This is a genomic window from Herbiconiux oxytropis, from assembly GCF_024979315.1.
GTDB classification, from domain to species: domain Bacteria; phylum Actinomycetota; class Actinomycetes; order Actinomycetales; family Microbacteriaceae; genus Herbiconiux; species Herbiconiux oxytropis.
Genome location: NZ_JANLCK010000005.1, coordinates 219,437 through 245,888, shown reverse-complemented (window position 1 = coordinate 245,888; position 26,452 = coordinate 219,437). Strand labels below are relative to the sequence as shown.

The following is a 26,452-nucleotide window of genomic DNA, read 5'->3' as shown; positions in this document are numbered from 1 at the left end:
GTCGGTCGGTTCGGTGGGGCTGACCCACCCGGGCTACCGCTTCTGGCCCGGGCCGACGTAGGGGTTGCCGAGAGCCGTCGTGATTGCCGTCGCCACTCGCAGTGCGGGCGAGGAGCAGGGGAGGTCGGCCGTCGGGTTGTCGGTGATCGTGGCACCCTCCGGGCAGTCGCCCGAGGCGATGTCGCTGTTCGTCATGGTGATGAGGGTGATGTCGTTCGCCGTGTCGTAGAGCATCACGGTGTTGAAGCCGGGCAGCTCGCCGGTGTGGCCGATCCAGCCCCCGGCGCACGTGATCGCCAGGCCGTAACCCGAGTAGTCGTCGAACCCGGTGAGGCGCTCCCGCTGCAGCTCGGGTGACACCAGGCCCGATCCGGTGGCCTGGTGGCGAGCATAGGTGGCGAGGTCGGCGGCGGTGGTGATCAGCTCGCCGGCGGTCCAGCCCCACGACGGGTTCCAGTCGGTGGCGTTCGCGGGCGCATCCGGTGTGGCCGTCTCGCCCTGCAGCGTGAAGCCCTGCGCGTGCGGCTGGGGGAAGTCGGCTGAGGCACCGGGCCAGTTCGTGTTCATGAGACCGAGCGGCTCGATGATGCGCTCGTCGATCACCTCGTCGAAGGTCTTGCCCGTGATCTTCTCGATCACCTTGCCGATCAGCAGCGTGTTGGTGTTGGAGTAGTCGAAGCTCTCGCCGGGCGCGAACACGGGCGGCAGTGCCAACCCGGTCGAGATCAGCTCGTCGGGCTCCCACACCTTCAGCGGGTCGCCGAAGAACGATGCCTGCCAGGCCTCGTCCTTCGTGTAGCTGGCGAGCCCGCTCGACATGTCGGCGAGCATCCGGAGCGTCACCTCGTCGCCGTTCGGAACGCCCTCGAGGTAGTCGGAGACGGGATCGTCGAGCCCCGCCTCGCCCTCGTCGACCAGCTGCAGCAGCAGGGTGCCGGTGAACGTCTTGGAGATCGAGCCGACCCGGTGGTGCATGTCGGTGGTCATCGGGGCGCCGGTCGCCGGGTCGGCTGTGCCATAGGCCTGCAGGAACAGGCCGTCGGGCGACTGCACGGCGACGATCGCGCCGGGCGCAGCCGCATCGGCGAAACCCTGGCGGGCGGCCTCGTCGATGGCGGTTGTCGCGGCCTCCGGCATCGGCGAGGTCGGCAGCTCCGCGGTGCGGGCCATCACGGCATCCGGGTCGGTCACGCAGTCGGATGCTGCGGCAGGGGTGGCGCCCGTGTCGGCGGTTGCCGGGCTGCTCGTCGCCGGCGCGGGGGAGGAACTCCCACCGCCGGCCGAGCAGCCCGCCAGGAGGAGCGATCCGACCATCAGAGTGACCAGCGAGGCCGTCGTTCTCGTCAGCGTCATCGTCGTCTTCCTAGTCGAGCCGCACGACGTCGCGGTCGAGGGGCATCTCGTTCGTGCGGTCACTGGGGTCGGTGGTCTCGATGGGGAGCCGGCCCGTGGGCTGGAGGCCGAGGTCGTCGTCCCAGATCCGCTCGGTGATGGTGCCGAGGAGGGTGAACTCGTCGAACGCCCACGGCAGGCTGTCGGTGGGGAAGAACGTGGGCTCGGTCTGCAGCTGGAAGTGCAGGTGCGGGGTGGTCGAGTTGCCGCTCGTGCCGATGAGTCCGAGCTCCTGCCCCACCTCCACGGTGTCGCCGACCTTCACGGTCACCGACCCCGGGTCCATGTGCCCGTAGAGCAGGTACTTGCCCGGCTCGATCTCGACGACGACGTGGTTGCCGACGGTCTCGATGATCGGCGGGATGGGCGGCGGCTCGGGGAGCGAGGTGCTGTTCTCGAACTCGTCGACCGCTCGCACGACGGTTCCGGAGGTCGCCGACACGATCGGCTCGCGGTAGGAGAAGTAGCTCTCCGGCTTGCTCGGGTCGCCCTCCCAGGTGACGCCCTCGGCATCCACCTTGTAGAAGTCGACGGCGAAGCGCTGCGGCACGAGGCCCTGGCCGTTGATGGGCGCGAAGCCGTTGCGGTGGTGGGTGTAGTTGCTGCAGCATCCCTCGCTCATCAGCCAGTCGCCCGCGGCCACGGGTGAGGAGACCATTTGCGCCTCCGCGTCGCTGATGGTGGTGGTGTTGATGACGGCGTCGACCGGGACGGTCTGGCCGTCGGGGCGCTGGATGGCGCCGTTCGCGGTGTGCTGCAGGCGTGTGGGCACGGCATCGGGGTCGACGGCGACGTCGATCCAGGCGATCCACGTCTCGGACTGGTCGATCGTGATCGGGCCGGTCTCATCGGTGCCCTCCGCGTCGTCTCCCAGGCGCGTGATGGAGCTCTGGATGTCGTCGGGGCCGATGGTGAGGAGTGTGTCGCCGGTCTCGGCATCGGCGATGTCGAGCGAATCGACGGCATAGGGCAGCGAGACGGCGTTCGTGAGGAACAGCTCGTAGGCGAGGTGCACCTTGCCGTCGGTGCCGAGCACGGGGGCCGGGGTCGTGGTCGTCGAGGCCATCAGGGGGGTGAACGAGGTGTCGGGCGTGAGGTCTTCGCCGTCGGCGACGGGTGTCGGGGTCGGCGCGCCGGGCGAGGGCGTTGCTGCGGCCGGCTCCGATGCGGGGCTTCCGGCCGTGCAGCCTGTCAGCAGCAGGATGCCGGAGAGCCCCAGCGTGAGCGCGCTTGCGGCGGCCGCACGCGGTGGGCGGAGGGGGGTGCGACGCATGGCGACTCCGATGTTCGGCCCGACGAAGACGGGTGCTGGTGGTGGATGCGGACGGCCCGCGGAGGCGGGCTCGACTCCCTCCACGACAACTGTGGCGTGCGGGCCGAGGCGGCACCATGGACCTGAGTCCCTCTTGGCGGGAGTGACATGACCTGGGTCTATGGACTGCCTGCCGGGCCGCGATCAGACTGGCGTCGCCGCACTCCACGGCCGTGCGCGACACCTCGCGTTGCGCGCCCGGGAAGGCCTGCGCTGCCACCACGAACCCCGATCGAAGGACCACCGTGATCGCTCCCACGACCACCGCCCGCGCCGCCGCTCTGGTTGCCGGGGTGCTGCTGCTGGCAGGCTGCACCAGCTCGACGCCTTCGGATCCGGCCGGCACGGCCGACGCATCCGCCTCCACCCCGTCCTCCTCGTCGACTGCGGATGCTGCGCTCGCCGCGTCGACCTGCGTCGCGGATCCCGATGCGGCGATCGCGGCCGGCAAGACCGCTCAGCCGACCGGGGAGCTGCCCGCCGATCTGGTGAGCTCGCTGGACGCCGCAGCTCAGGCCGCGTTCGATCTCGGCGCCTCGCCCGGCGCCATCGTGGGGGTGCAGACCCCCGAGGGGAAGTGGACGAAGGCCTACGGGCTCGCCGATCCGGTGGCCGGCACGCCGATGGAGGTGGGCATGCACACGCGCATCGCGTCGCTCACGAAGATGTACACGGGCACGATCCTGCTGCAGCTGGCCCAGGAGGGGAAGCTGTCGCTCGACGACACGATCGACACGTACGTCGACGGCATCCCGAACGGCGACAGCATCACGCTCACCGAACTCGCGAACATGACGAGCGGGGTCAACACCTACACCGCGAACGAGGCCTTCATCACGGAGTACTTCGCCGACCCGACGGCGAGTTTCACGCCCGATGAGCTCGTGACGGCGACCGTGGACGTGTCGCCGGCGGCTGAGCCGGGGGAGCGGTTCCTCTACTCCAACGGCAACACGGTCATCCTCGGCGAGGTCATCGAGGAGGTCACCGGGCGGGCGTTCGCCGACGAGCTGCAGGAGCGCATCCTCGACCCGTTGGAGCTGACCTCGACGGTCTGGCCGGGGGAGTCGGCGGCCATGCCCGAACCTTTCGCTCGGGGATTCACCCTGAATGGGGATGAGGCGGAGGCCACCGGAGCGCCCACGGACTCGACCGACTGGAACCCCTCGTGGGCCTGGACGGCCGGCGAGCTCATCTCGACCACCGACGACCTGCTCACGATGGGGCGTGCCCTCGGGACAGGGGCCGGCATCCTCGACGACGCGACGCAGAAGCTGCGGCTCGAGAGCTTCCTCGATCCGTCGCAGAGTCCGCCGGCGCCCGGTGCGGGTGGGTACGGGCTGCAGATGGGATGCGGTCAGGGGTGGGTGGGGCACGCGGGGGAGCTGTCGGGGTACAACACCACGCAGTTCTACGACACGGCCACGGACACGACGGTGAGCGTGCAGACCAACAGCGATGTCGCATCCGGTGGATGCGAGAACTCGCCGACGCTGCAGGACGACCCGGGGGATGAGATCTGTGCGGTGTCGGCGGTGCGGATCTTCGTGGGGCTGTCGGGGGTGCTGGGAGAGACGTACCAGCCGCCGCCGCGGTCGTAGGAGCCGGGCAGCCTGCGGGTAGCCGGTCAGCGTGCGGGGGCGGGAGTGACTGATCGTTCGGACACGAACAGCGCGATGAGGACGCCCACCACGCTCGCCAGTGCGGCGAGAGGAGGAAGCGCGCTGAGCGCGGGTGTCAGGGCGACGAAGATCGTGGCGATCGCGAGGCGGGGGACGTTCCAGGTGCCGAGCAGGCGGCGGGCGAAGGCCGCGGTTCCTGCCAGGTAGCACGCCACTCCTCCGCTCAGGGCGGCGGCTCCGAAGAGGCCGAGCGGGTCGGGGTCTTCGATGTGCGCCATGGCCACCTCGAGGCCCAGGGCGGCCAGCACGATGCCGGCGACCAGGAGCAGGTGGAGGTAGGTGTAGGCGGTGGTCGCCGTGCGGCCTCGGGAGGGGGCGGGAACGGAGAGGAGGGCGTGCTCGGCCTCGCCGCTCAGGCGGGTGAAGTAGGCCCACCAGAGGGCGATGCAGATGAGCATCGAGAGGATCACTCCGGCGAGGATGCCGACGCTGATCGGCTCGGTCGCTGCGCCGGCTCCGATGCCGAGGATGGATTCGCCGAGGGCGAGGATGACGATGAGGCCGTGGCGCTCGGTGAAGTGGGCCGTGGAGCGCACGGGCCAGGCGACGCCGACGCTCGTGCGGGAGGAGACGAGGGGCTCGATCGCGACGGCGGCGATGGTGCACCAGAGCTGCCAGGTGCCGCCGAGGAGGGCTCCTGCGATGAGCAGCGCTCCGGATGGCACGACGGAGAGTGTGACGGTGAGGAGCGTGCGGCGGCGGAGCTCGGGCTCGGCGAGCCAAACGAAGACGATCGCGTGGGTGACGCGAGCGACGAGGTAGGCGCCGACGAAGACGAGGGGGCCGACGAGGCCGCCGGGCAGGTCGTCGTAGGCCTCGAGGACCACGAGGCCGGCGACGAACATCGCCGTCATGCCGACGATCATCGCCACGCGGACCACGCCCCGGTCGGCGTGGGCGATGTTGGTGAGCCAGCCGTACGAGGTCCACGCCCACCAGAGCAGCGCGAGGATGACGAGCGCCTGCAGGATGCCGAGGGCGTCGTGCTGCTGCGCCATCAGGCGGCTGAGCTGGGTGAAGGCGAACACGAACGCGAGGTCGAAGAAGAGCTCGAGGGTGGTGACGCGGTCGCCTTCGCGGCTCGGCACCGCGACGGTTCCGAGCCGGGCGCTCACAGTGCGTACCCGCCGGTGGCCAGGATGTCCTCGCCGGTGATCCAGGCCGAGTCGTCGGAGACGAGGAAGGCGATGACCTTGCCGATGTCGGACGGCTCGCCGATCCGGCCGAAGGCGGTCTTGGCGGCCAGGCCGTCGATCACCTCCGGGAAGCGCCCGAAGGCGTTGTCGCCGAGACGGGTGCGGGTGGGGCCGGGGGAGACGGAGTTGACGCGGATCGACCGGCCGCTGAGCTCCTTGGCGAGGAAGCGGGTGGCGACGGTGAGACCGCCCTTCATCGCCGCGTAGCCCGAGTAGCCGGGCTCGGTGTCGCCGGGGCGCACGGAGCTGCTGGAGGTGTTCACGATCGCGCCGCCGTGCTCGATCAGCGGCAGGAGGGCCTGGGTGAGGAAGTACGGGCCGCGCAGCAGCACGCGGTAATAGGCGTCGAAGGCGTCCTCGGTCATCTCCTCGAAGGCCATGCCGCCGCCGAAGCCGGCGTTGTTGACCAGGGCGTGGAGGCGATCCGTGCCCCACTCGCTCTTCAGCGCGGCGGTGAGGGCGTTCGTGAAGGCGGGGAAGGTGTCGGTGCGGCTGAGGTCGAGCGGGAGGGCGACGGCGGTGCCGCCGTGCTCCCGGATCTCGTCGACCGTGCGCTCGGCGCCCTCGGGGCGGGCGTGGTAGGTGAGGATGACGCCCATGCCGCGGGCGGCGATCTCGAGGGCGGCGCCGCGGCCGATGCCGGAACTCGCTCCGGTGACGACGACGATCTTCTCGTCCGTGGCGGGTTCGGTGATCTGTTCGCTGGTGTGTTCGCTCATGCATCCAGACAACCGTCGGCGGTGCCACGGGAGTTAGGGGTATCCGGTCGACTCCTTGCACAGAACTGCTGCGCTAGCGAGAAATGGATGACCTCGGACGGTGTTGCTGGTTCACTCGTCTCATGTCGTTCGAGGAGTTCCGCACGCTCGTGGCGCAGCACGCCCCGGGCGGTATCAGTGCGACCGCCATCCCGGGGGTGCTCGTGTCGCGGATGGACGACGGCGGGTCGCAGGACGAGTCGACGACGGGCACGATCCTCGCGGTCGTGGCGCAGGGCACCAAGCGGATCTCGGTCGGGGGGACGGTGCACGACTACGGGGCCGGGCAGTACCTGGTCGCCTCCGTGGACCTGCCCGTGTCCGGGCACTTCACCGACGCGACGCCTTCGCATCCGGCGTTGGGGTTCGGGCTGGAGCTGCGACCCGCCGTGATCGCGGAGTTGATGCTCACGGCGGCTGCGGGGGAGTTCCCTCGGTCGGCTCGGGGGTCGTCGCCGTCGGCGATCGCGGTCGGTGAGACCTCGGCGCGGCTGCTCGATGCCGTGCTGCGGATGCTTCGGCTGCTCGAGCATCCTCGGGACATCCCGGTGCTGGCGCCGATGATCGAGCGGGAGATCCTGTGGCTGATCATGTCGGGGGAGCAGGGGGCGACCGTTCGGCAGCTCGGGCTCGCCGACAGCAGCCTCAGCCGGGTGCGGCACGTGGTGAGGTGGATGCGGGAGCACTTCGCGGAGTCGCTGCGGGTGGACGAACTCGCCGAGCTCGCCCGGATGAGCCCGTCGGCGTTCCATCGGGCCTTTCACGCGGTGACGTCGATGAGTCCGATCCAGTACCAGAAGAGCATCCGGCTGCAGGAGGCGCGGCTGCGGCTGCTCGCCGATCCTGGGGGGATCGGTGCGGTCGCCTACGCCGTGGGGTATGAGAGTCCGTCGCAGTTCAGCCGGGAGTACCGGCGGGAGTTCGGGGCGTCGCCACGTGAGGATGCCGCTGCTCTTCGGGCGGCGGGGCGGGGGTAGTTTTTAGAACTCCAGTGTTCTAGACTTACCGCTGTGGAGGACGACTGGGACATCCGCCTTTGGCCCGACGTTGAGGCGCAGATCCTGGCTCTGACCGACTCGGATCCTGATCTGTGTGACGAGATCACAGCTCGCATCGACATGCTCGCTGAACACGGCCCCGCCCTCGGCCGACCCATCGTCGATCGAGTCAAGGGCAGCTCGATCCACAACCTGAAGGAACTGCGAGCGGACTCGATGCGAATCCTGTTCGTGTTCGACCAGAGGAGTCGCGGAATTCTCCTGGTGATGGGCGACAAACGCGGGGATTGGAAAGGCTGGTATTCGCCAGCGATCAAGACCGCAGAAGAACGATTCCATGAATGGCAGAGGAGTGAAGACGATGACTGAGAAGCCTGTGAGTTGGAAGAGCACTCGCGCGAAGCTCGATCGCGACCCGGACCGCGTCGCTGCTGCACGCAGCGCTGCGGAGGCCGAGGTGCTCGCCTATCAGCTTGTGGCGCTGCGCAAGGAAGCCTCACTGACCCAGTCCGAGCTCAGCAAGACCATGGGTGTGTCGCAGCGGCGGGTGTCGGCGATCGAGCGCGGGCAGCTCGACTCATTCGAGCTCGACACCATCAAGAACTACGTCGCGGCGCTCGGTGGACATGTTCGAGTAGTGGCCGACTTCGGAGACCGCACCTTCACTCTCGCCAGCTGAGGGTTTGGCTGGCAGCGCGCCGAGAAGTTGTTCGACCGAGCGCGTGCCGATTGGTTGGCCGACGATGAGAGAGGCATTACTCGGCCGATCCACGAGTCAGCGATTGTCACTGCGAAGCCGTACCCCGAGCACGAGCAGCACGATGCCGACCACCGCCAGGGCCAGGCCGATGTAGAGCCAGGTGTGGTCGCCGGTCATGGAGCTTCCCGGGATGAGGTTCGCGCCCTGGCCGGCGAAGACGGCTCCGAAGAGCAGGGCGACGACACCGACGACGATGAGCGTCAGGCGCCCGGCTCTGCTGTTCATGGTGGTCACGCTACTCCGTGAGCCGTCATTCGCCTCTCCCTCTCAACGAGGCGCTCCCAGGGTGCGCGCGAGGAACCCGGCACCGATCAGGACGAGGCCGAGTGTCATCGTGATCTCGCGGAGGAGAAGTGGGATGGCGCCCAGGACGACGAGCGGGATGCTGACGGCGTGCAGGTCCAGCCCCAGCCATCCGTCGGCCACAAGAGACACCGCGGCGCTGGCAATCGTGAGGACGACGCCGGTGATGAACAATTGACGTGCGGTCAGGCGTGGGGGCATCGGTGTTCCCGTCGATCGAGGGGTGACGAAGGTTGTCACCGCCCCTCCATATTATGAGCGATCGTCAGGAAAGGCGATCGCCTCACACGTGAGGCGCGTGGCGTCACCCGCCTCACACCGCCTCGGCACCCGCGTGAGAGAACGGTAACGCAACCGCACACGGGCCGACACGGGGGTGAAACGGCGGGCGCATAGCGTCGGAGGCACCCGCCGAGAGCGGGGTCCGCTGCACGTCGAATGGGGAGGCCGTTCCATGTCCTACGTCAAGCCCGTCGAGCTCGTCTCGACCATGATCGACGCGGGGGAGACGAAGATCTTCCTGTCGACCCGCGACACCATCGTCCGCTCCATCATGGGCGGCGCACTGCTCACCATCGCCGCCGCCTTCGCCATCACCGTGAGCGTCACCACCGGGGTCCCTCTGCTCGGTGCGCTGCTGTTCCCGGTCGGGTTCATCATGCTCTACCTGCTCGGCTACGACCTGCTCACCGGCGTGTTCGTGCTGGGGCCGCTCGCCTGGTTCGACAAGCGGCCCGGCGTCACGATCGGCGGCATCCTCCGCAACTGGGGGCTCGTGTTCGTGGGCAACTTCATCGGGGCCTTCACGGTGGCGCTGCTCATGGCGATCGTGGTGACCTACGGGTTCTCCGTGCCGCCGAACGAGGTGGGCGAGGCCATCGGGCACATCGGCGAGGGCCGCACCGTCGGGTACGCCGAGCACGGCGCGGCGGGCATGCTCACGCTCTTCATCCGGGGCGTGCTGTGCAACTGGATGGTGTCGACCGGCATCGCGATGTCGATGATCGCGAAGGACGTGCCCGGCAAGGTCATCGCCATGTGGATGCCGATCATGCTCTTCTTCTTTATGGGGTTCGAGCACTCGATCGTGAACATGTTCCTGTTCCCGGCCGGCCTCCTGCTCGGCGGCGACTTCACGATCGCCGACTATCTCATCTGGAACGAGATCCCCACCGTGCTCGGCAACCTCGTGGGCGGACTCGTGTTCACGGCCATTCCGCTCTACCTCACCTACGCCCGCACCAAGGCGCCGCGCCGGCCGACCGACCGCCGACTGATCGCCGCCGCCAAGGTGGCAGCGCAGGCGGCCTCGGGCGAGCCCACCACCGGCATCCGTCGCCCGGTCGCCTCACGTCGCCGACAGGTCGTGCGGTCACAGGATGCGGTGCTCACGAACGATGCAGCACTCGCCGCCGAGTGACGGGGGCGAGGCGGGGTGAGGCGGGGCTACACGTCGAGACGGTAGCCCCGCTTCACCACGGTCGCCACGATCTTCGGATGCGGGAGCGCCTGGCGCAGACGGCTCAGGGCCATCTCGAGGGCGTGCTCGTCGCCACCGGCCGCGAGGGTCTCGGCGAGGACGGCCCGCGAGACCACGGCACCCTCGGCCGCCATGAGCGAGCGGAGCAGCGCCAGCGCGGTGGGTGGCAGCGTGACGGCCTCCCCGTTCACCGAGGCCGTGCTGCCGCGGAGCTCGACGAGGCCGTGCCTGGTGTCGACGCGGACCACCTGGTTCTGCTCGAGCCACTCGCAGACGAGGCGGATGAGCGCCCCCATGCGGAAGCGCTGGGGCTGGATCGGCTGCACGCCGAGGGCGATCAGCGGAGCCGCCGTCACCGGCCCGACCACCGCGGCCACGACGGGCCCGCGGAAGGCCTCGAGCACCGGTTCCAGCTGCCCGAGCACCTCGGCGGCGTTCAGGAGCGCGTCCACAGCAGGAGCGCTCGTGAAGGTGACGCAGTCGAGCTGGCCGGCACAGATGGCATCGACGAGACGGGTCACCCGGTGGTCGTCGTTCTTGGGGGCCGACCACTGGTACGGCGCCACCGTGAGCACCGCGTAGCCCGCGTCGCGCAGCCGGTCGAGCTGCTGCTCGTCGGTGGAGCCGTGCAGCTGCACCGCCACCGTGATGCCGGGCGGATGCTCGGCGAGCACCTTCGAGACGAGTGACGCCGTGGTCTCCTCGTCGCTCATGCCGGCGTCGTCGAGGTCGGCGGCCCGGATCGCACCTCGCGCCTTCGGACCGCGGACGAGGATGTCGGCGGCCTCGAGGGTCTCGAGCAGCGGCTGGCCGAGGCCCGTCGAGTCGGCGATCTCGAACCAGCGCCTGAGCCCGTAGCTCGTGGTCGCGAGCAGGAGCTCCGGTCGCGCGGCGATGATGGCGCGGGTGTCGGCGATGATCACCTCGTCGTGCGGCGAGTGCGTGATGCGGATCGTGGGGGCGTGCACGACCGTGGCGCCGCGGCGCTCGAACGCGTCGATGAGGTCCTGCGAGCGGCGGTCGCTCGTGACCCCGATCCGGAAGCCGCTGAGCTGGTTGGGCCGGAACCCCGGGACATCCGCCTTGTCGAGGGGTCGGTCGCTGGCGCGGCCGGCCTGCGTCTCGTCGCTCACGTCAGCTGCCGGCCAGGGCCACGAGCGAGTCGATCCTGGCGGCCGCGGCGTCGTCGCCGTCCTGCGCCACCGCGACGACCTCGCCGATCACGAGCACAGCGGGCGAGGTGATGCCCACGGCGTGCGAGTCGTGCAGGATGTCGGCGAGCGAGCTCACCGTCGTGCGCGAGCTGGGGCTGAACCCGCGCTCGATCGCCGCCAGCGGGGTGTCGGCGCGCATCCCGTGCCGCACGAGGCCGGCGGTGATCGAGGGCAGGTTCGTGATGCCCATGAGCACCACGATCGTGCCGCCGAGGCCCGCGAGGTGCTCGAACTCGCTCTCGGTGAGGGGTGCGTGGCCCGAGATGACGGTGAAGGCGTGGCTGACGCCGCGGTGGGTGAGCGGGATGCCGGCCGACGCGGGCACGGCCAGGGCGCTCGAGACGCCCGGCACCACCCGGGCCGGCACGCCCGCGCGGCGGCAGGCCAGCAGTTCCTCGCCGCCGCGGCCGAAGACGAACGGATCGCCGCCCTTCAGGCGCACCACGCGGCGACCTGCCAGGGCGTGGTCGACCATGAGCTGCTCGATCTCGGCCTGGCTCACCGGGTGGTGGTGCGGGCGCTTGCCCACGTCGATCAGCAGGGCGTGCGGGGCCAGCCGGTGGAGGTTCGCGTGCGGCGCGAGACGGTCGTAGAGCACGACGTCGGCGCGCTCGAGCTCGCGCACGGCGGCGAGGGTGAGCAGCTCCTCGTCGCCGGGGCCGCCGCCCACGATCGCGACGGTGCCCGTGCCCGTGCCAGTACCGGTGCCGGGCTCGGATGCTCGTGCGGGGTTCATGCGGTCTCCTCCGGTCGGAAGGCGGATGGCTGATCTGTCGGTCTCCCGACGGGGATGCGGGTGCCCGCCAGCAGCACCGTGCCCGCCGTCGCGCCTCCCGGGAGAGCCGTGCCCGCGGCGCGCTCGGCGTCGGTGGCGGGGCGCAGCTGGCCGCGCTCCTCCACGCGGGCGAGCGTGGGGTCGCCCTCATCCGGAGCGTTCACGAATGAACGGAAGCGCCGCAGCCGGTCGGGGTCGGCGAGCGTGGCCGCCCACTCGTCCTCGTAGCCGTCGACGTGGGTCGCCATCGCGGCCTCGAGCTCGTCGGCGAGCCCGAGGGAGTCCTCCACCACGACCTCGCGCACGTGGTCGAGGCCGCCGTCGAGGTCGTCCATCCACCGTGCGGTGCGCTGCAGCCGGTCGGCGGTGCGGATGTAGTACATGAGGTAGCGGTCGATGTAGCGGATGAGGGTCTCGTCGTCGAGATCGCTCGCGAGCAGCTGGGCGTGCGCCGGCTGGAAACCGCCGTTGCCACCCACGTAGAGGTTCCAGCCCTTGTCGGTCGCGATCACGCCCACGTCTTTGCTGCGGGCCTCGGCGCACTCGCGCGCGCATCCGGAGACCCCGAGCTTGAACTTGTGCGGCGCCCGGAGGCCCCGGTAGCGGAGCTCGAGCTGCACCGCCATGCCCACCGAGTCCTGCACGCCGAAGCGGCACCAGGTCGATCCGACGCAGCTCTTGACGGTGCGGAGCGACTTGCCGTAGGCCTGCCCCGACTCGAAGCCCGCGTCGACCAGCTGCTTCCAGATCTCGGGCAGCTGCTCGAGCCGGGCACCGAACAGGTCGATGCGCTGGCCGCCGGTGATCTTCGTGTAGAGCTTGTAGTCGGTGGCGACGCGGGCGATCACGCCGAGCTTCTCGGGGGTGATCTCGCCGCCCGGGATGCGGGGGACGACCGAGTAGGTGCCGTCTTTCTGCATGTTCGCCAGGGCGCGGTCGTTCGTGTCCTGCAGGGTTCCGCGACCGGCGTCGAGCACGTACTCGCCGCGCTGGCTGGCGAGCACCGAGGCGACGACGGGCTTGCAGATGTCGCAGCCCCGGCCCGTGCCGAATCGGGCCACGATCTCGTCGAAGCTCGAGAGCTCGAGCACCCGCACGGAGTCGAAGAGCTCCTGGCGCGAGAGCGGGAAGTGCTCGCAGAGGGCTCGCGAGACCGAGACGCCGCTCTTCTCGAGCTCGGTCTCGAGGATCTTCTTGACCAGGGGCACGCACGAGCCGCACTGGGTGCCGGCGCGGGTGCAGGTCTTGAGGGCGCCGAGCTCGGTGCAGCCAGCTGCGTGACCATCACCGGGCCCGTCGCCGCGCACGGCGCTTCGCACGGTGCCGGCGGTCACGTTGTTGCAGGAGCAGATGAGGGCGTCGTCGGGCAGGCCGTCGCCCGCCGGGGGCTCCGCACCCGCAGCCGAGAGATAGGCGGCGGGCTCCGCGTCGAGGGTGCGGCCGACGAGCGGGCGGAGCGAGGAGTACGGGCTCGCATCACCCACGAACATGCCGCCGAGCAGAGTGCGCGCGTCGTCGCTCACGACGATCTTCTGGTAGAGCCCGCGCGCCGGATCGGCGTAGACGATCTCGAGAGCGCCCTCGCCCGTGGCCATCGCGTCGCCGAAGGCGGCGACCTCGACGCCCGAGAGCTTGAGCTTCGTGGCGTCGTCGACGGTCGTGAACTCGGCGGCGCCACCCAGCAGCCGGTCGGCGAGCGTCTCGGCCATGGCGTTGGCCGGGGCCACGAGGCCCACGCAGCGGCCGTCGACCGACGCGACCTCGCCGATGGCGAAGACGTCGGGATCGCTCGACCGGCATCCGGAGTCGACGGCCACGCCGCCCCGCGGACCGAGCTCGAGACCGGCGTCGCGGGCGAGCTCGTCGCGCGGCGCGATGCCGATGGCGAAGACCACGAGGTCGGCCGGGAGCTTCTGCGCGTTCGTGAGTGCGACCCCCACGACGGCGCCGTGCTGCACCGTGAGGGCGCGCGGGCGGGTGCCGAGCTCGAGGGTGATGTGCTGGGCGGTGATGAGGCGACCGAGGGCCTGCCCGGCTCCCTCGTCGAGCTGCGCCGACATGAGCCACGATCCGGAGTGCACTACGGTCGACTCGGCGCCGAGGCGCTGCAGCCCTCCCGCGGCCTCGAGGCCGAGCAGACCGCCTCCCGCGACCACGGCGCGGGGTGCCCGGCCGAGTCGCTCGGTGAGGGCGGCCACCTCGGCGCGGAGCGCATCCACGTCGTCGATGGTGCGGTAGACCCGCACGTGCTCGCTGCCCGGGATGGCGGGGACCGGGGCGCTCGATCCGGTCGCCAGGACGAGCTGGTCGTAGGGGAGGCGCTCGCCGTCGGCCAGGGTGACGCTCTTGGCGGCGGTGTCGAGCGACACGGCGCGGGTGCGCCGGCGCAGCACGACCGAGCTCTCCGCCCAATGCGACGTGGGCTCCAGCACGAGCGAGTCGGCGGGGTCGTCGAGCCGGCGGGTGAGGGCCACGCGGTCGTAGGGGAGGTGCGGCTCCTCCGACACGACCACGAGCTCGACGGTGCGGCCGCCGTCGCGCGCCAAGAGGGAATCGACGAGACGGTGCGCGGCCGGGCCCCCGCCGACAACGACGACACGGCGGCGGGAGAGTGAAGGAGTCGACGTCATGGGGCCGAGCCTAGGCACGGGCGGTTTCATCGCGATTACCCCTGTGTAACAGCCGATTACATCGACCGCACGCTCGCCGTCAACGGCTGTGAGGGAGGTTTCACGCACTCGAAACACGCAGGCTGCGGCGGGCGAAACATCCGGTTCCTAGCGTCGGAGGAGACGAAGGAGAGATGCCATGAGCCTGTTGATCGAACGAAGCACCGCCGTCGAGACCCCGGAGCCCGCCACGTCGTCGACCGTCTGGGAGCGGGCCTGCCGGCTCGGCGACCTCGAGCCATACTGGGGCGAGGCCGTGCTGCTCCGGGCCGAGCAGATCGCCCTCGTGCTGCTCTCGCCGCGCGAGGTCTACGCGGTCGAGCACCGGGATCCGGCGACCGGGTCGTACGTGATGGCCCGCGGCATCGTCGGCTCGAAGGGCGACCGCCCCACGATCGCGTCGCCCCTGCACAAGCAGGTCTACGACCTCGGTACCGGGGAGTGCTTCAGCCACCCTGATCTCGCGCTCGGCACCTTCCGCACGCGCATCGTGGGCGGATTCATCGAGGTGGAGGTGTGACCACGCCGCAGCTCGTCCTCGCGTCGCACGGCACGTCGTCGATGCTCGGCCAGGCCGCGGTCGCGCAGCTGGTGGCCACCGTCGCCGAGGCGCTGCCGCGGGTGGGCGTGCACGGCTGCCACGTCGACGTGCAGCAACCGGATGTCACCACCACGCTCGACGCCATCGCCGACGACTCGGCGGCGATCGTGGTGCCGCTGCTGCTCTCGGCGGGCTTCCACGTGTACGTCGATCTCGCCGAGGCCGTCGCCGAGGCCCGACTGCGCATCCCCGCCGCGGCCACACCGGCGCTCGGGCCCGACGTGCGGCTTGCGGAGCTGCTGGCCCGGCGTCTCGCCGAGGCGGGTCTGGCACCGGCCGACAGCGTGGTGCTCGCGGCGGCGGGGTCGACCGATCCGCGTGCCGTGGCCGACTGCGAGCGGATGCGACGACTCCTGGCCGCGCAGATCGGCAACCCGGTCACGCTCGGCTTCGTCTCGGCGGCGCAGCCCGAGCTCCGTTCCGCGGTGGCGTCGGCTCGGCGCGAGCTGCTGCCGGCCGGCCGGGTGGTGGTGGCCAACTACCACCTCGCCCCCGGGCACTTCTCGGACCGGGTGGCGGCGGCGGGCGGCGACCTCACCACGCGCCCCTTGCTGGACGGCGTCGAGCCGCCGGCGCCGGAGCTCGTCGACATCGTGGTCGACCGGTACCTCGATCAGCGGCGCAGCTGGTCGCTCGCGATCGTGTCGGCCGGTACTGAGATCTCACCGCAGGCGACCATGAGTGTCGGTTAGTTCGTGCGCAGCGAGACCGCACCGGCTGTCTCGTTCATTCCGCCAGTCGGAAGCGAGCGCTCAGCCACGCTGCGATCTCGTCGATGGACTCGATCTCGTTCGACGCCACGGCGAGCATGAACTCGTACTCCGCTTCGATGTCGGTCGTGTTCCAGTAGCCGTTCTTGGCGTAGAGATAGAGCGTGGTCACGAGTGCGAGGCGCTTGTTGCCGTCGAAGAGAGCGTGGTTCTTCGTCAGCCCGTGGAGGAGGGCTGCCGCCTTGTGGTGGATGCCCGGGTAGGCCTCCTGGCCGAACATCGAGGCCGACTGCCGATCCAGAGCCGAGAGCAGCAATGCGGAGTCGCGCACCCGCTGCTCGGGCTGGTCGGTGCCGAAGAGACGGCCGATGATGTGGAGTGCCTCGGGAAAGGTGACGACCGCGACGCTCACGTACGGGAGAGGCGATCGATGATGTCGCCGTGCTCGGTCAGGAGGCGGTCGAGGATCTGGTCCATGGCGTTGGTGCGCACGGACGCGTACTCGTCGACCGCCTCGGACACGATCGCCGTGAACGTCGTGCCCTGGCGCGTCGCGAGGGTGTTGATCGCGGCCACCTGCTCCTCGGTGAAGCCGATGAGCTTCTTCGTCTTGGCGCTGGGCATCGATCCTCCTGGTATATCGAGACTGGAAACGAGTATATACGTTCTCGTCGTTTCGTCCGTCAGGCTGCGTCCTCGTCGGCACGCGCCGCCGCCACCTCGCGGCCGCGCTCGGTCTCAGGGAAGCGGGCTGCCGCATCCTGCACGCCCTCGGCCGGGAGGTTGGCGCCGAAGAGCTCGCTGCCGGGCTCGAGGAGGATGCTGTCGCGGAGGGTGCCGACGGGCACCGGATCGAAGCCGGCGGCGTTCACGAGAGCGGCGGCGGCGGCGAGGTCGGGGGCGTCGTCTCCCGCGATGCCGATCGCCTTGCGACCCGGGGCGCCCTCGGGGCGGGGACCCTCGTCGAGGTCGTGGTAGCCCATGTGGTTGAAGGCCTTCACCACGCGGGAGGCGGGGAGGAACGACTGGATGAGTTCGCTCGTGGAGGTGCGAGGGTCGCTGAGGTCGGCGCGGTGGCCGTCGATCTCCCACCAGTAGTTCATGGCGTCGATCACGAGCTTGCCGGCGAGCGCATCGGCGGGGATGGTGCGGTACTTGCCGAGGGGGAGCGCGAGGATGACGATGTCGGCCTCGCGGGCCACCTCCTCGGAGGTCATCGGGACGGCGCCCGGGGCCAGGACGTCGATGATGAGGGCGATCTTCGCGGGGTCGCCGGAGCCGGAGATGAGCACGGGGTGGCCGGCGGCGAGGAGGAGGCGGCTGAGGACTGTGCCGACCTTGCCGGCGCCGAGGATGCCGATGGTGGGGAGGGCGGGCGTGGGCCCGGCAGGCTGGTCGGGCTGGGTGTCAGGCATGGGTCGATCCGATCCGGTACAGGTCGTGGGAGTCGTGGTCGTCGTGGTGTGCCTCATCGCCCTCGGCGGCGAGGAGCTCCCGCACTCGGGGTGCGACCTTCGTGCCGAAGAGCTCGATGGTGCGGGCGCGGGCGTCGACCGGGAGGCCGCCGATGTCGTACTTGAGGTCGAAGCGGCTGATCTGGAGCTCCTGGGTCATGCGCACGATCTTCTGGGCGACGGTCTCTGGCGAGCCCACGAAGAGGGCACCCGTGCCGAGTTCGAGCTCGTAGCGCTCGCGAGTGGGCGGGTAGAAGCCGCGCTCACGGCCCATCTGCGTGACGAGCGGCTCCCACGAGCGCCACCAGGTCTCGGCGGCCTCCTCGTCGGTGTCGGCGATGAGCCCGAGGGCGTGCTGGCCCACGGGCTGCCGGGGCAGGCCGAACTGGTCGAGGGCGCGGTGGTAGAGGTCGACGTGGCCGGCGAATCGGTGGGGCTCGCCGCCGATGATGGCGAGCATGAGGGGGAGGCCGTAGCGGGCGGCGCGGATGACGGAGTTGGGGCTGCCGCCGACGCCGATCCAGGTGGGGATGCCGCCCGGGCGCATGGTCGGGTGAAGGGTCTGCTCGACGAGGGGTGCGCGCACGGTGCCCTCCCAGGTCACCGGCATCTCGCGCTGGAGCTTCATGAAGAGGTCGAGCTTCTCCTCGAAGAGGGTCTCGTAGTCCTCGAGGTTGTAGCCGAAGAGGGGGAACGACTGCGTCTGCGAGGCGCGGCCGAGCACGAGCTGGGCGCGGCCGTTCGAAAGAGCATCGAGGGTGGAGAACTCGTTGTAGAGGCGTACGGGGTCGTTGGTGCTGAGCACGGTCACGGCGGTGCCGAGGCCGATGCGCTCGGTCGCCGTGGCGATGCCGGCGAGGAGCACCGGGGTGGCGGAGTCGACGTAGCCCTCGCGGTAATGCTCGCCGAGGCTGAAGACGTCGAGCCCGACCGCCTCGGCCTGCTTGGCCTCGTCGACGACCAGGCGCACGGTCTCGGCGTCGGAGAGGGTGCGGGAGCCGTCGGTCGGGACGTCGCCGAAGGAGTTCAGGCCGAACTCGATGGGGGTGGTGGGCATGACATGCTCCTCTGCTCGAGCTTCTTATTGACGTGTCAACTAAAATGAGCTTGCGGGCATTCCCTTAGCGGGCGCGGACTGCGTGGCCTTAAGTCGAATAGTGTCGGCTGCCGGTCGGGGAGTCTCACCGGCACATCGTGGAGGTCGCCGCACTGATCGATCCGGGTCTGGCTGAGTGGATCAGAGGCAGTACCGCGATCCCGGAGCTACTAGACCGCCGCCCACTCTCGGCCGCTGCATCGTTGAGGCTCTGACGGGCGGAAACAGCGCGCTCCAGGGAACGCTGAGGGGGATGGGGTAGTTTCGCTCCTCGTGTCGGAGAACCATGGTGTGGAGAGAGCGTCGGCTGCGCCCATCGTGAGCAGTCCGAGCCTCGGCAGTGCGTTCCGGGTCGTGCTCGAGGGCGACCTCGGCGCCCGGGGCCGGATCGGAGGCGGGGCCGCGACCGAGGTGGAGCGGGTCGAGGCGTTCACCGTGCCCGGGTATCACGGCGGGCTGGCGTTCGTGCGGGTGCGGGAAGGGGCCGCCGCGCACTGGCATCCGGAGCAGGTCGCGAAGCTCGCCGCATGGCGGGCGGGGCTCGGCAGACGCGAGCGGGACGTGCTCGACGGGGTCGCCGCGTGGCCGCTGGCCGGAGTTGCGAACGAGGGCGGCGACGTCGTGGGATGCCTCGTGCCGCTGGCGGCGCATCCGTTCTACTTCATCGCGACCGCGGACGACGGCGAGGGCGCCGGCGTGGGGAAGACGGCTCGGAACGCCCGATGGCTCGTCTCCGCCCCGAAACGCGCACGGCGCGTGGGCGCCGGGAGCGTGGGCGAGCGCGACCTCGTAGCGCGGTGCACCGTGCTCGCCCGGGTGTGCGTGCTGCTCGAGATGCTGCACCGGAGCGGGATCGTGTTCGGGGATCTGTCGGAGCGTTCTCTGCTGTACAGCGCCGACGACGGTGACGTCGCCCGAGCCTTCGTGGTGGGGTGCGAAGGCGCCGCCTTCGAGCGCGACCGCGTGCTGCAGCGGAACAGCGCCGGATGGGCCGCACCCGAGACTCTCGAGAGCTCAGAGGGCCCGGATGACGACACCGCGGATGCCTCCCGTTCCCGCGCCCCGTCGGTGCAGACCATCGCGAGCGACCGCTACAAGCTCGGGCTGCTGATCCTCCGCGTGCTCGCCCCCTCCGGGGACGGGCTCGAACGGAGCAGGGACGCGGACCGGGTGCTGGGTGTGCTCGATGAGGTGGGGCGCCTCATGCTCGCCGACGCCCTCGGCGGCGAACCCGCCAAGCGGCCGAGCGCCGCCGAGTGGTACCAGTACCTGCGCGGTGTGATCGTGGAGAACCTCGCGCCCCCCGTCATCCGGAGCGTCGTCGTGAGTCCCGCGCTCGTGGCCGAGGGCGACGAGGTGCGACTCGACGTGAGCCTCGCCGGTGCCCGACGGCTCACGATCGAACTGCCCGGACGCGCCGACATCACGCGCGAGGTCGGCGGCCGCGTGGTGACCGAGCGGATCACCGCGCGCCAGAGCGGCCGGATCGCCGTGCGCGCGACGAACGAGCACGGCGAGACCGCGGCGCTGTCGAATCAGGTGCGCGTGCTGCCCGTGCCTGCTCCCGCACAGGTGGCGGTCGCAGCCCCCGACGTCTCGGGAGTGCTGGGGGCACAGGGCGTGCTGGTCGACCTCGAGCCGCTTGAAGCGGCCGTGGCGATCTCGAGGGAGACCGCCGGGGCCGGGTCGCCGTTCGAGCACGTCGCGAGGGCACGCGAGCGGCTCGACGCCGATGCGCTGCCGCTGCACGACGTGCTGCGCATCGGTGTCGAGGCCGAGCGGGCGTCGCGGGAGAAGCTGTTCCCGTCGTTCGAGGAGTTCCTGGGCGACATCACGTCGCCGAAGCGGCGGAGCTGAGGAGCGACCGCGATCAGCGCTCTGCGGGCCGAGCCCGGCGACGGAGCAGCGCGAGCGCGAGGCCTGCGAGCAGGACGAGGCCCGCGCCCGCCGCGATCGCCGGCACAGCTTCCGTGGTGAGGCCGGTCGCGGCAAGCGACGCGGTGGCCGACCCCGATCCCGCCGGAACAGGCGCGGGTGACGGCGGCGCGGGTGACGGCGGCGTGGGCGTCGGCGGCGTGGGCGTCGGTGTCGGGACGACCGCCGCCACCGTGACGTCGAACGCCGAGCGGCCGCCGTCCTCCGCCACCGCCGTGACCGTGGCGGTGCCGGTCGCGGCCGATGCGGAGACGGGGACCGTCAGGCTGAACGCGCCCGACGCATCCGTCGTGGGAGTCGCGAGGCTCTCGCCCCGCCAGGTCACCGTCACGGGCGCGCCCGGGTCGTAACCTGCACCGAGCACGACGAACGACGAACCGGTCTCGACCGTCGTGGCATCCGTGCCGATGCTGCCGAGGGCGGCGCTCAGGGTGAAGGTCTCGGGGGAGTCGGGGAAGGGCTTCTCCGACGTGAAATAGCGGAGGTACTGGTCGAGGTAGGGGGCACGCGCGCCCTCGGTGGCGACATCCGCCGTGGTCGTCTCGACGGCGATGCTCACCGAACCTCCCGTGACGACGACCTCGGCATCGCTCGGCTGGGGCACCCAGTAGCCCCAGTCGATGGTGCCGACCGTCACGGCGAGGCGGTGCCCGGCCTTCAGGGTCCAGTCGGTGCCGAGCATCGTGAAGCGCGTGGCGCCGTCGGCGGAGAGCTTGGACACGGTGCTGTTGATGGTCACCGCGTTCGCTCGGTCGGGAGCGACGTCCCACAGCTGGATCGACGCGTTGCCGGCGCCCTGCGTGCGCAGCTCGACGGCCGGAGTGCCGGTGAGCCGCGTGTCGGCGCGCACGGGGTGCGAGACGGAGAGGATGCCGAGCGAGTCGTCTGTCGAGGTCGGGGCGTCGACGTCTTCGCCGTCCGCCACCGCGAGCAGCGGGTTCGGGCTCGGATTCGTGCCGGGCTCGCCGCCGCCGTCGCCATCGTCGTCGACCATGCCGCGACCCGTGTCGAGGTAGCGGCCGGGCTGGAGGGGTACGACCGCCGTCTTCGCCGTCGTTCCCCAGGTGTCCTGCGCCCGCCACCGGCCGAAGTTGTCCTGGATGACGAAGCCGGTCGTGATCTCGGTCGTCTGCTCCACGAGGTGCGCGTCGTAGAACGCGGTGACCTCGTCGAACCAGCCGGCCCTGCCCATCTGCAGGCGACCCTCGGCATCGACCTCGTTGCCGCGCACGTGATCCCACGGGCCCAGCCAGCCGCGCTGCTCGCCCGCGTGGTTCGACAGGTAGCGCTGCATGCCCTCGGGCTTCGTGTTCTGCTCGGTGAGGCCCTGCGTGAACAACAGCGGCACGGTCGAGCCGTCGACGTGCGAGGGCGCGTCGCGGTTGATCCAGAAGTCGCTCGCACGGTCGATGGCCAGGGCTCCCGATTTCAGTGTCTCGGCGCACTCCGGGTGGGTCTTCTCGTAGGCCGCGTTCTCGAGGTAGCGGGAGGTGTCGGCGGGGATGTCGTAGCCGTCCTGCTGGTAGGCGCGATCGACGCCGGGGAGGGCCGCGATGCCGATGTACGCCAGCGGGGTGTCCACCTGGTTCGTGCGCGGAACCTCGTTCGTCACGAGGTAGTCGTAGCCGCTCCACGCCGGCTCCTGCGCCACGACGGCCTTGAGGGCCTCGGGCTGCTCGTTGATGCCCGCGAGGCCGGTCGATCCGTCGTAGGACTTGCCGTAGAGGCCCACCGAGCCCGTCGACCAGGGTTGCGCGGCCGCCCACTCGATCGCGCTCACGACGTCGGCCTGCTCGCCCGTGCCGAGCCAGTCGGTGCAGCCCGTGCTGCCGCCGAAGCCGCGGAGGTCGACGTAGACGAAGGTGTAGCCGCGCCCCATGAGCTCCGCGCCGTCGATGAGGTCGGTGAAGCGGCCCGAAGGGCCGGTGTGCAGCGGATGCGTGTCGGAGTTCATGCCGGAGTGCGAGAAGTAGGGGCCGATCGACATGATGACCGGGGTCTTCACGTCGGCTGCGAGGCCGGCGGGGCGGAGCACGTCGGCGTGGAGCTCGACGGGGTCGCCGTTGTTCGAGGGGGCCGAGGAGGGGAAGTAGTGCTCTGTCCAGGCGGCACCCTCGGGCACGCTCGGGTTCTCGGCGTGGGTGACGCCGATGGCGAGGTCGACGGGCGCGGGCGCGAGTGCGGGCGCGGCTTCCGCTGTCTCCGCGAACGCCGGTCCCGCCGAGAGCGACACCGCCACGAGCACTGCGGCGACGCCCCATCCCGTTGCGCGCCTGAATGCCGACATGGTGCCCCCTGGTGCTCTGGTGCGAGGCCGTCCCCGTCTCGCCACCGATCTCGATCCGTCATCGCGATGCTAGCGGCGGCGGGCGTCCGGATCGGGGGCGGGCGGGTGGATCGGCCGGAAGGGACGTAGATCCTCGTGGGTAGAGCCCGGGATCCGCGGCCGCGCGTGCTCTAGGGCCGGCCGTGGGGCTCCGCGATCCACTCGGCGAAGGTCTGCGTGCCGCGGTCGGCACCGGGGGCCGGCAGGATGGTGCCGTCGCGGAGCGCCTTGCCGAAGCCGCCGGGGAGCGGGAGCTCGAGGGTCGGGCCGGGTCTGCCTGGCCTGCCGGGTCTGCCGGGTGGGTTGGCGCGGTCGCCGGTCGCCGCCGCGTAGGCCCGCACCATGTCGCGCATGCGCAGCACCTCGGGCCCGGCGAGGTCGGCGGCGAGACCGGCCGGGTCGCGCTCGGCGAGGTCGACCAGGCGCTCGGCGACCTCGCGGGCGGCGACCGGCTGCGAGACCATCTTCGGCACGAGGCCGACCGGGCCGAGCTTCACCTGGCCGAGGATCTGCGCGGCGAACTCGTGGAACTGGGTGGCGCGGAGGATCGTCCACGGCACGCGGCCGGCCCGCACGAGCCTCTCCTGCTCGGCCTTGCCGGCGTAGTAGCCGAACGGCGCGAGGTCGCTGCCGACGATCGAGAGCGCGATGTGGTGTGCGACCCCCGTGGCCTCCCCGGCCGTGAGCAGGTTCGTCGTCACCGCACCGAAGAACGCCCTCGACTCGTCGGCCGACTGCGTGGCGGTGGAGGCGGCATCGATCACGACCTCGACGCCGGCGAGGGCGGAGGCGAGCTCGGCCCCGTTCGTCAGGTCGACGCCTTCGGAGCGGGAGAGCACGACGGCCTCATGATCACGCGAGCGGGCGATCTCGACGATGTGGCGGCCCACGGTGCCGGTGCCTCCGGCGACGGCGATCCTCATGAACCGGTCTCATCCCGGGCAGCAGCGTTCGTGGTGCGGAGGGCCGGCAGCAGGACGAGATCCACCAACTGGGCGACCGTCTCGGGCTCGAGCGACCGGCGGCGAAGAGTCACGCTGCCGAATGCTGCTGTGGGCACGATGTTCGCGATGAGGTCCACGGGAACGTCGGGCGGAACGACACCCCGCCCGATCCAGCGCTCGATCACCGCGACGAGAGCAGCCACCGGCGGACCGCCGATGCTGCGGTAGGCCGCCGCGCGCAACTCGGCATCCTTCCCGAGCTCGCCCAGCACACTCGCCAGCACCGCTCCCGACCGGCTGTCGGATCCGCCGAAGTGCATCGCCGCCGCCAGCAGGTCGCCCCGCAGGTCACCGGTGTCCGGGAGTTCCATCGGGGTCTGCAGGTGCAGCACGGCGGCCACGACGAGCTCGGTCTTCGTCTCCCAGCGGCGATAGATCGCCGACTTGCCGCAGCGGGCCCGAGCGGCCACCGCGGCGATCGTGGTTCCGGGGAAGCCGCTCTCGATCAGGAGGTCCTGCGTGGCGGTGAGGATGCTGCGCTCGACGTCGGGATCGCGTGGTCGCCCTGCCGGGCGGGGAGCGGTGGCGCCCTCGAGATCGAGGTCCTGCGGGGAGTTCACGACGCCATTGTATATTCCGGTTCCGATCAGTACCGTTACATATATCGGTACCGATCGGAACCGAAACAGGTGTCGCGGTCCGTTCCGTCCTGTCCGTCGTTCAGAAGGAGTCACCATGACCACGTCCGTCAGCTCGTCTCACACAGCTTCCGGCACCCGGCTCCGTGTCGCCGGGATCCTCCTCGCCACCGCGGTCGTCGTCATCGCGGTGAATGCCGGTGCGGCCGCCGTGGCCGTCTCCCTCGGCGCTCCTGCCGACTACGGGCCGCTCACCCTTCCCGCCCACGCTCTCTTCGCCGTGCTCGGTATCGCCGTCGGGTGGATCGGGTGGTCGCTCGTCGTGCGCCGTGCCCGGCATCCGCGTCGCGTGCTCGCGGTGCTCGTCCCGGCCGTCACGGCGGTGTCGTTCGTGCCGGACCTCCTCCTGATGGCGTTCTCCTTCATCCCCGGCACCACGATGGTCGCGGTCGTCGCACTCATGGTGATGCACGTCGTCGTGGTGGCGGTGGCCGTGCCGGCCTACGTGCTCGCCTCGCCTCGGGGGAGTCTGGCTCGTGGGTGATGCGGAGCGCCCCGGAGGAAAGGGCGCTCCGTCACATCAGGCGATGATCGGCAGCACGACGACCTTGCCACGCAGGGTGCCCGCGGTCGCCTCGGCGTGCACGGCAGCCAGCTCGGTGAGCGGCACCCGGCGGGCGACCTCCACCCGCACGTCGCCGCTGTCGACGAGCGACACGATGCGGGCCAGCTGGTCGCTCTCGCTCCGCACGTAGACCACCACGGAGCGCACCCCGCGCGAAGCGTCGTCGGGCGCCGGCATCCACGCCGTCGTGCTCACGACCACGCCGCCGTCGCGCACGCGCTCGACGAGCGCCTCGAACTCCTCGGGATCGATCGGCGCGAGGTTCAGCAGCAGGTCGACCGGTTCGCCGATCGATTCGGGCACCGTGGTGGCGGTGTGGTCGATGACCTCGTCGGCCCCCGCGTCGCGCACGCTCCGGCTGCTGCGGGGGCTCGCCGTGGCGATCACATGCGCTCCGGCCTGCTTCGCGAACTGCACCGCGAAGCCGCCGACCGTGCCACCCGCGCCCACGACGAGCACCCGCTGGCCCTGCTCGAGGCCGGCCTCGTCGAAGAGCGCCTGCCGGGCGGTGAGGGCGACCGAGGGGATGGCCGCCGCATCGACCAGCGGGATGCTCGTCGGTGCCGAGACCAGGGCGGACGCCGGTGCGATCACGTATTCGGCTGCCGCTCCCGGTGCGGTCATGGGGAGGAAGCCGATGACCGCGTCGCCCTCGGTGAAGGCCGAGACGTCGTCGCCGAGCGCGTCGATCGTGCCGGCGACGTCGTAGCCCGGGGTGTGGGGGAGCGACACGGGGATGGGGAGGAAGCCGGCGCGGATGCCGTTGTCGGCGGGGTTGAATGCCGACGCGGCGACGCGGATGCGCACCTCGCCGGCTGCAGGGGCGGGGATCTCAACGTCCTCGATCTGCAGGACGTCGGGGGTGCCGTGCTGGTGGAATCGTGCGGCCTTCATGGTCTTCTCGCTCATGGTCTTCTCGCTTCCGTCGTGATGTTCTCGCGCATTGCTTCGATGTCGAAGCAACTGAGAGCGACAGTAACACTGCTTCGATATCGAAGCAAGTAGAATGAGTGCATGACCGACGAATCCGCATCCCTCGACCCCGTCGAGCTCGGCGCCTACTTCGCGCTGATCGAGGTGGGCAGCCTGTTGCGTCACGCCGTCGAGCTCCAGCTGAAGGAGGCGGGCGGGCTCAGCTACGTGCAGTTCCAGCTGCTCGCGGCCCTCGGCGATGCGCCCGCCGGCAGCAAGCGCATGACCGACCTCGCCGACGGCGTGGTCTACAGCCGCAGCGGCCTCACCCATCAGGCAGGGCTGCTGGAATCGGCCGGGCTCGTGACCCGCGCGCCCTCGCTCGACGACGAGCGGAGCGTGACCGTGACCATCTCCGAGGCCGGGCGGGCCCTGCTCGCAACCGTGTTCCCGGGGCACATCGACGTGCTCAAGAAGCTGTTCCTCGCGCCGCTCGGCCCCGACGACGTGGCGGAGCTCGCCCGCTCGCTCACGGCGGTGCGAGACCACATGCGGTCGACGCCGCCGCGCTCGGCGGCACCTCGGCGGCGCAGCGGCGGGCGCCCCGGCGGCGGCCGGCCGGCGGCCGGCGACGCCTGATCCGGCGCAGGACGACCCGGTACGGCATGCGCA

Annotated in this window: 27 protein-coding genes; 10 read left to right on the top strand and 17 right to left on the bottom strand. The window is 70.7% G+C overall.

Going from position 1 to position 26,452, the window contains the following annotated elements:
- Nucleotides 1–33 precede the first annotated feature (33 nt).
- Both N1028_RS11650 and N1028_RS11645 read right to left on the bottom strand, forming a co-directional pair.
- Entirely contained in the window at nt 34–1,353 is a 1,320-nt protein-coding gene (locus tag N1028_RS11650) for a serine hydrolase domain-containing protein (RefSeq protein ID WP_259529064.1), read from the bottom strand.
- A gap of 10 nt (nt 1,354–1,363) precedes the next feature.
- Nucleotides 1,364–2,665 carry a M23 family metallopeptidase gene (locus N1028_RS11645; protein WP_259529062.1) on the bottom strand — a complete coding sequence of 434 codons (1,302 nt, stop codon included), beginning with the start codon at nt 2,663–2,665 and terminating at the stop codon, nt 1,364–1,366.
- A 284-nt stretch (nt 2,666–2,949) separates the two neighbouring features.
- Between N1028_RS11645 and N1028_RS11640 the strand changes: the two genes are divergently transcribed.
- Entirely contained in the window at nt 2,950–4,305 is a 1,356-nt protein-coding gene (locus N1028_RS11640; protein ID WP_259529059.1) for a serine hydrolase domain-containing protein, read from the top strand.
- A 26-nt stretch (nt 4,306–4,331) separates the two neighbouring features.
- Here N1028_RS11640 and N1028_RS11635 read toward each other — a convergent pair whose 3' ends face one another.
- Both N1028_RS11635 and N1028_RS11630 read right to left on the bottom strand, forming a co-directional pair.
- Entirely contained in the window at nt 4,332–5,501 is a 1,170-nt protein-coding gene (locus N1028_RS11635) for a low temperature requirement protein A (RefSeq protein ID WP_259529057.1), read from the bottom strand.
- Nucleotides 5,498–6,301 (bottom strand): SDR family NAD(P)-dependent oxidoreductase, encoded by an 804-nt coding sequence (locus N1028_RS11630; RefSeq protein WP_259529055.1) that lies wholly within the window; start codon nt 6,299–6,301, stop codon nt 5,498–5,500. Before N1028_RS11630 ends, N1028_RS11635 begins: the two co-directional genes overlap by 4 nt.
- 122 nt (nt 6,302–6,423) lie before the next feature.
- On the opposite strand from N1028_RS11630, the gene N1028_RS11625 reads away from it, so the two are divergent.
- Genes N1028_RS11625 through N1028_RS11615 form a run of 3 tightly spaced genes read left to right on the top strand, consistent with a single transcriptional unit; the run spans nt 6,424 to nt 8,017 of the window.
- Nucleotides 6,424–7,317: an AraC family transcriptional regulator gene (locus N1028_RS11625; RefSeq protein WP_259529054.1), complete on the top strand. Its 894-nt coding sequence runs from the start codon at nt 6,424–6,426 to the stop codon at nt 7,315–7,317.
- Nucleotides 7,318–7,350: 33 nt separating this feature from the next.
- Complete coding sequence (locus tag N1028_RS11620; RefSeq protein ID WP_259529053.1) at nt 7,351–7,707, top strand: type II toxin-antitoxin system RelE/ParE family toxin; 357 nt, start codon at nt 7,351–7,353, stop codon at nt 7,705–7,707.
- Nucleotides 7,700–8,017, top strand: coding sequence for an XRE family transcriptional regulator (locus tag N1028_RS11615; RefSeq protein ID WP_259529052.1), 318 nt, complete (start codon nt 7,700–7,702; stop codon nt 8,015–8,017). The genes N1028_RS11620 and N1028_RS11615 overlap by 8 nt, the downstream gene beginning before the upstream one ends.
- Nucleotides 8,018–8,113: 96 nt before the next feature.
- Here the strand turns inward: N1028_RS11615 and N1028_RS11610 are convergent, their stop codons facing one another.
- Together N1028_RS11610 and N1028_RS11605 are read right to left on the bottom strand one after the other, a co-directional pair.
- A complete protein-coding gene (locus N1028_RS11610) occupies nt 8,114–8,323 on the bottom strand; it encodes a hypothetical protein (protein ID WP_259529051.1) in 210 nt (69 codons plus the stop codon).
- Nucleotides 8,324–8,365: 42 nt separating this feature from the next.
- Entirely contained in the window at nt 8,366–8,641 is a 276-nt protein-coding gene (locus N1028_RS11605; protein WP_259529050.1) for a hypothetical protein, read from the bottom strand.
- A gap of 214 nt (nt 8,642–8,855) precedes the next feature.
- Between N1028_RS11605 and N1028_RS11600 the strand changes: the two genes are divergently transcribed.
- A complete protein-coding gene (locus N1028_RS11600) occupies nt 8,856–9,821 on the top strand; it encodes a formate/nitrite transporter family protein (protein WP_259529049.1) in 966 nt (321 codons plus the stop codon).
- Between the two features lie 26 nt (nt 9,822–9,847).
- On the opposite strand, the gene N1028_RS11595 is transcribed toward N1028_RS11600, so the two are convergent.
- The 3 genes from N1028_RS11595 to nirB are packed head-to-tail and all read right to left on the bottom strand — an operon-like array spanning nt 9,848 to nt 14,500.
- Nucleotides 9,848–11,014 carry a uroporphyrinogen-III synthase gene (locus tag N1028_RS11595; RefSeq protein WP_259529048.1) on the bottom strand — a complete coding sequence of 389 codons (1,167 nt, stop codon included), beginning with the start codon at nt 11,012–11,014 and terminating at the stop codon, nt 9,848–9,850.
- A gap of 1 nt (nt 11,015) precedes the next feature.
- On the bottom strand, nt 11,016–11,831 hold the full coding sequence (cobA, locus tag N1028_RS11590; RefSeq protein WP_259529047.1) for a uroporphyrinogen-III C-methyltransferase: 816 nt from the start codon (nt 11,829–11,831) through the stop codon (nt 11,016–11,018).
- The gene (gene nirB, locus N1028_RS11585; RefSeq protein WP_259529045.1) at nt 11,828–14,500 is read right to left on the bottom strand and encodes a nitrite reductase large subunit NirB; all 2,673 of its coding nucleotides are present in this window, start codon (nt 14,498–14,500) and stop codon (nt 11,828–11,830) included. The genes cobA and nirB overlap by 4 nt, the downstream gene beginning before the upstream one ends.
- A gap of 178 nt (nt 14,501–14,678) precedes the next feature.
- Here nirB and nirD point away from each other — a divergent pair, with 178 nt between their 5' ends.
- Both nirD and N1028_RS11575 read left to right on the top strand, forming a co-directional pair.
- Nucleotides 14,679–15,059, top strand: a complete 381-nt coding sequence (gene nirD, locus N1028_RS11580) for a nitrite reductase small subunit NirD (protein WP_259529044.1) — start codon at nt 14,679–14,681, stop codon at nt 15,057–15,059.
- Complete coding sequence (locus N1028_RS11575) at nt 15,056–15,832, top strand: sirohydrochlorin chelatase (protein ID WP_259529043.1); 777 nt, start codon at nt 15,056–15,058, stop codon at nt 15,830–15,832. The genes nirD and N1028_RS11575 overlap by 4 nt, the downstream gene beginning before the upstream one ends.
- Before the next feature lie 34 nt (nt 15,833–15,866).
- Here the strand turns inward: N1028_RS11575 and N1028_RS11570 are convergent, their stop codons facing one another.
- From N1028_RS11570 to N1028_RS11555, 4 genes are read right to left on the bottom strand one after another with little or no spacing between them, the layout of a single operon-like run.
- The gene (locus N1028_RS11570; RefSeq protein ID WP_259529041.1) at nt 15,867–16,262 is read right to left on the bottom strand and encodes a type II toxin-antitoxin system death-on-curing family toxin; all 396 of its coding nucleotides are present in this window, start codon (nt 16,260–16,262) and stop codon (nt 15,867–15,869) included.
- Entirely contained in the window at nt 16,259–16,474 is a 216-nt protein-coding gene (locus N1028_RS11565; protein ID WP_259529040.1) for a hypothetical protein, read from the bottom strand. Before N1028_RS11565 ends, N1028_RS11570 begins: the two co-directional genes overlap by 4 nt.
- A gap of 59 nt (nt 16,475–16,533) precedes the next feature.
- Nucleotides 16,534–17,265: an NADPH-dependent F420 reductase gene (locus N1028_RS11560; RefSeq protein ID WP_259529034.1), complete on the bottom strand. Its 732-nt coding sequence runs from the start codon at nt 17,263–17,265 to the stop codon at nt 16,534–16,536.
- A complete protein-coding gene (locus N1028_RS11555; RefSeq protein WP_259529033.1) occupies nt 17,258–18,361 on the bottom strand; it encodes an LLM class flavin-dependent oxidoreductase in 1,104 nt (367 codons plus the stop codon). The genes N1028_RS11560 and N1028_RS11555 overlap by 8 nt, the downstream gene beginning before the upstream one ends.
- A 357-nt stretch (nt 18,362–18,718) precedes the next feature.
- On the opposite strand from N1028_RS11555, the gene N1028_RS11550 reads away from it, so the two are divergent.
- Entirely contained in the window at nt 18,719–20,257 is a 1,539-nt protein-coding gene (locus N1028_RS11550; protein WP_259529032.1) for a hypothetical protein, read from the top strand.
- A gap of 13 nt (nt 20,258–20,270) precedes the next feature.
- Here the strand turns inward: N1028_RS11550 and N1028_RS11545 are convergent, their stop codons facing one another.
- From N1028_RS11545 to N1028_RS11535, 3 genes are all read right to left on the bottom strand, one after another.
- Entirely contained in the window at nt 20,271–22,622 is a 2,352-nt protein-coding gene (locus N1028_RS11545) for a CocE/NonD family hydrolase (RefSeq protein WP_259529031.1), read from the bottom strand.
- A 170-nt stretch (nt 22,623–22,792) separates the two neighbouring features.
- Complete coding sequence (locus N1028_RS11540) at nt 22,793–23,584, bottom strand: SDR family oxidoreductase (protein WP_259529028.1); 792 nt, start codon at nt 23,582–23,584, stop codon at nt 22,793–22,795.
- Entirely contained in the window at nt 23,581–24,225 is a 645-nt protein-coding gene (locus tag N1028_RS11535; RefSeq protein WP_259529027.1) for a TetR-like C-terminal domain-containing protein, read from the bottom strand. Before N1028_RS11535 ends, N1028_RS11540 begins: the two co-directional genes overlap by 4 nt.
- Nucleotides 24,226–24,340: 115 nt before the next feature.
- Here N1028_RS11535 and N1028_RS11530 point away from each other — a divergent pair, with 115 nt between their 5' ends.
- Nucleotides 24,341–24,787 carry a DUF6069 family protein gene (locus tag N1028_RS11530; protein WP_259529026.1) on the top strand — a complete coding sequence of 149 codons (447 nt, stop codon included), beginning with the start codon at nt 24,341–24,343 and terminating at the stop codon, nt 24,785–24,787.
- A 36-nt stretch (nt 24,788–24,823) separates the two neighbouring features.
- Here the strand turns inward: N1028_RS11530 and N1028_RS11525 are convergent, their stop codons facing one another.
- Nucleotides 24,824–25,777 (bottom strand): NADP-dependent oxidoreductase, encoded by a 954-nt coding sequence (locus N1028_RS11525; protein WP_259529024.1) that lies wholly within the window; start codon nt 25,775–25,777, stop codon nt 24,824–24,826.
- A gap of 105 nt (nt 25,778–25,882) precedes the next feature.
- Here N1028_RS11525 and N1028_RS11520 point away from each other — a divergent pair, with 105 nt between their 5' ends.
- A complete protein-coding gene (locus N1028_RS11520) occupies nt 25,883–26,419 on the top strand; it encodes a MarR family winged helix-turn-helix transcriptional regulator (protein ID WP_259529023.1) in 537 nt (178 codons plus the stop codon).
- Nucleotides 26,420–26,452: the final 33 nt, after the last annotated feature.

Coding starts and splice junctions, on each gene's coding strand:
- N1028_RS11615 (WP_259529052.1), top strand. CDS start 7,700: ATGACTGAGAAGCCTGTGAGTTGGAAGAGCACTCGCGCGAAGCTCGAT.
- N1028_RS11610 (WP_259529051.1), bottom strand. CDS start 8,323: ATGAACAGCAGAGCCGGGCGCCTGACGCTCATCGTCGTCGGTGTCGTC.
- nirD (WP_259529044.1), top strand. CDS start 14,679: ATGAGCCTGTTGATCGAACGAAGCACCGCCGTCGAGACCCCGGAGCCC.
- N1028_RS11600 (WP_259529049.1), top strand. CDS start 8,856: ATGTCCTACGTCAAGCCCGTCGAGCTCGTCTCGACCATGATCGACGCG.
- N1028_RS11650 (WP_259529064.1), bottom strand. CDS start 1,353: ATGACGCTGACGAGAACGACGGCCTCGCTGGTCACTCTGATGGTCGGA.
- cobA (WP_259529047.1), bottom strand. CDS start 11,831: ATGAACCCCGCACGAGCATCCGAGCCCGGCACCGGTACTGGCACGGGC.
- N1028_RS11630 (WP_259529055.1), bottom strand. CDS start 6,301: ATGAGCGAACACACCAGCGAACAGATCACCGAACCCGCCACGGACGAG.
- N1028_RS11525 (WP_259529024.1), bottom strand. CDS start 25,777: ATGAGCGAGAAGACCATGAAGGCCGCACGATTCCACCAGCACGGCACC.
- N1028_RS11555 (WP_259529033.1), bottom strand. CDS start 18,361: ATGCCCACCACCCCCATCGAGTTCGGCCTGAACTCCTTCGGCGACGTC.
- N1028_RS11645 (WP_259529062.1), bottom strand. CDS start 2,665: ATGCGTCGCACCCCCCTCCGCCCACCGCGTGCGGCCGCCGCAAGCGCG.
- N1028_RS11560 (WP_259529034.1), bottom strand. CDS start 17,265: ATGCCTGACACCCAGCCCGACCAGCCTGCCGGGCCCACGCCCGCCCTC.
- N1028_RS11540 (WP_259529028.1), bottom strand. CDS start 23,584: ATGAGGATCGCCGTCGCCGGAGGCACCGGCACCGTGGGCCGCCACATC.
- nirB (WP_259529045.1), bottom strand. CDS start 14,500: ATGACGTCGACTCCTTCACTCTCCCGCCGCCGTGTCGTCGTTGTCGGC.
- N1028_RS11565 (WP_259529040.1), bottom strand. CDS start 16,474: ATGCCCAGCGCCAAGACGAAGAAGCTCATCGGCTTCACCGAGGAGCAG.
- N1028_RS11520 (WP_259529023.1), top strand. CDS start 25,883: ATGACCGACGAATCCGCATCCCTCGACCCCGTCGAGCTCGGCGCCTAC.
- N1028_RS11545 (WP_259529031.1), bottom strand. CDS start 22,622: ATGTCGGCATTCAGGCGCGCAACGGGATGGGGCGTCGCCGCAGTGCTC.
- N1028_RS11625 (WP_259529054.1), top strand. CDS start 6,424: ATGTCGTTCGAGGAGTTCCGCACGCTCGTGGCGCAGCACGCCCCGGGC.
- N1028_RS11530 (WP_259529026.1), top strand. CDS start 24,341: ATGACCACGTCCGTCAGCTCGTCTCACACAGCTTCCGGCACCCGGCTC.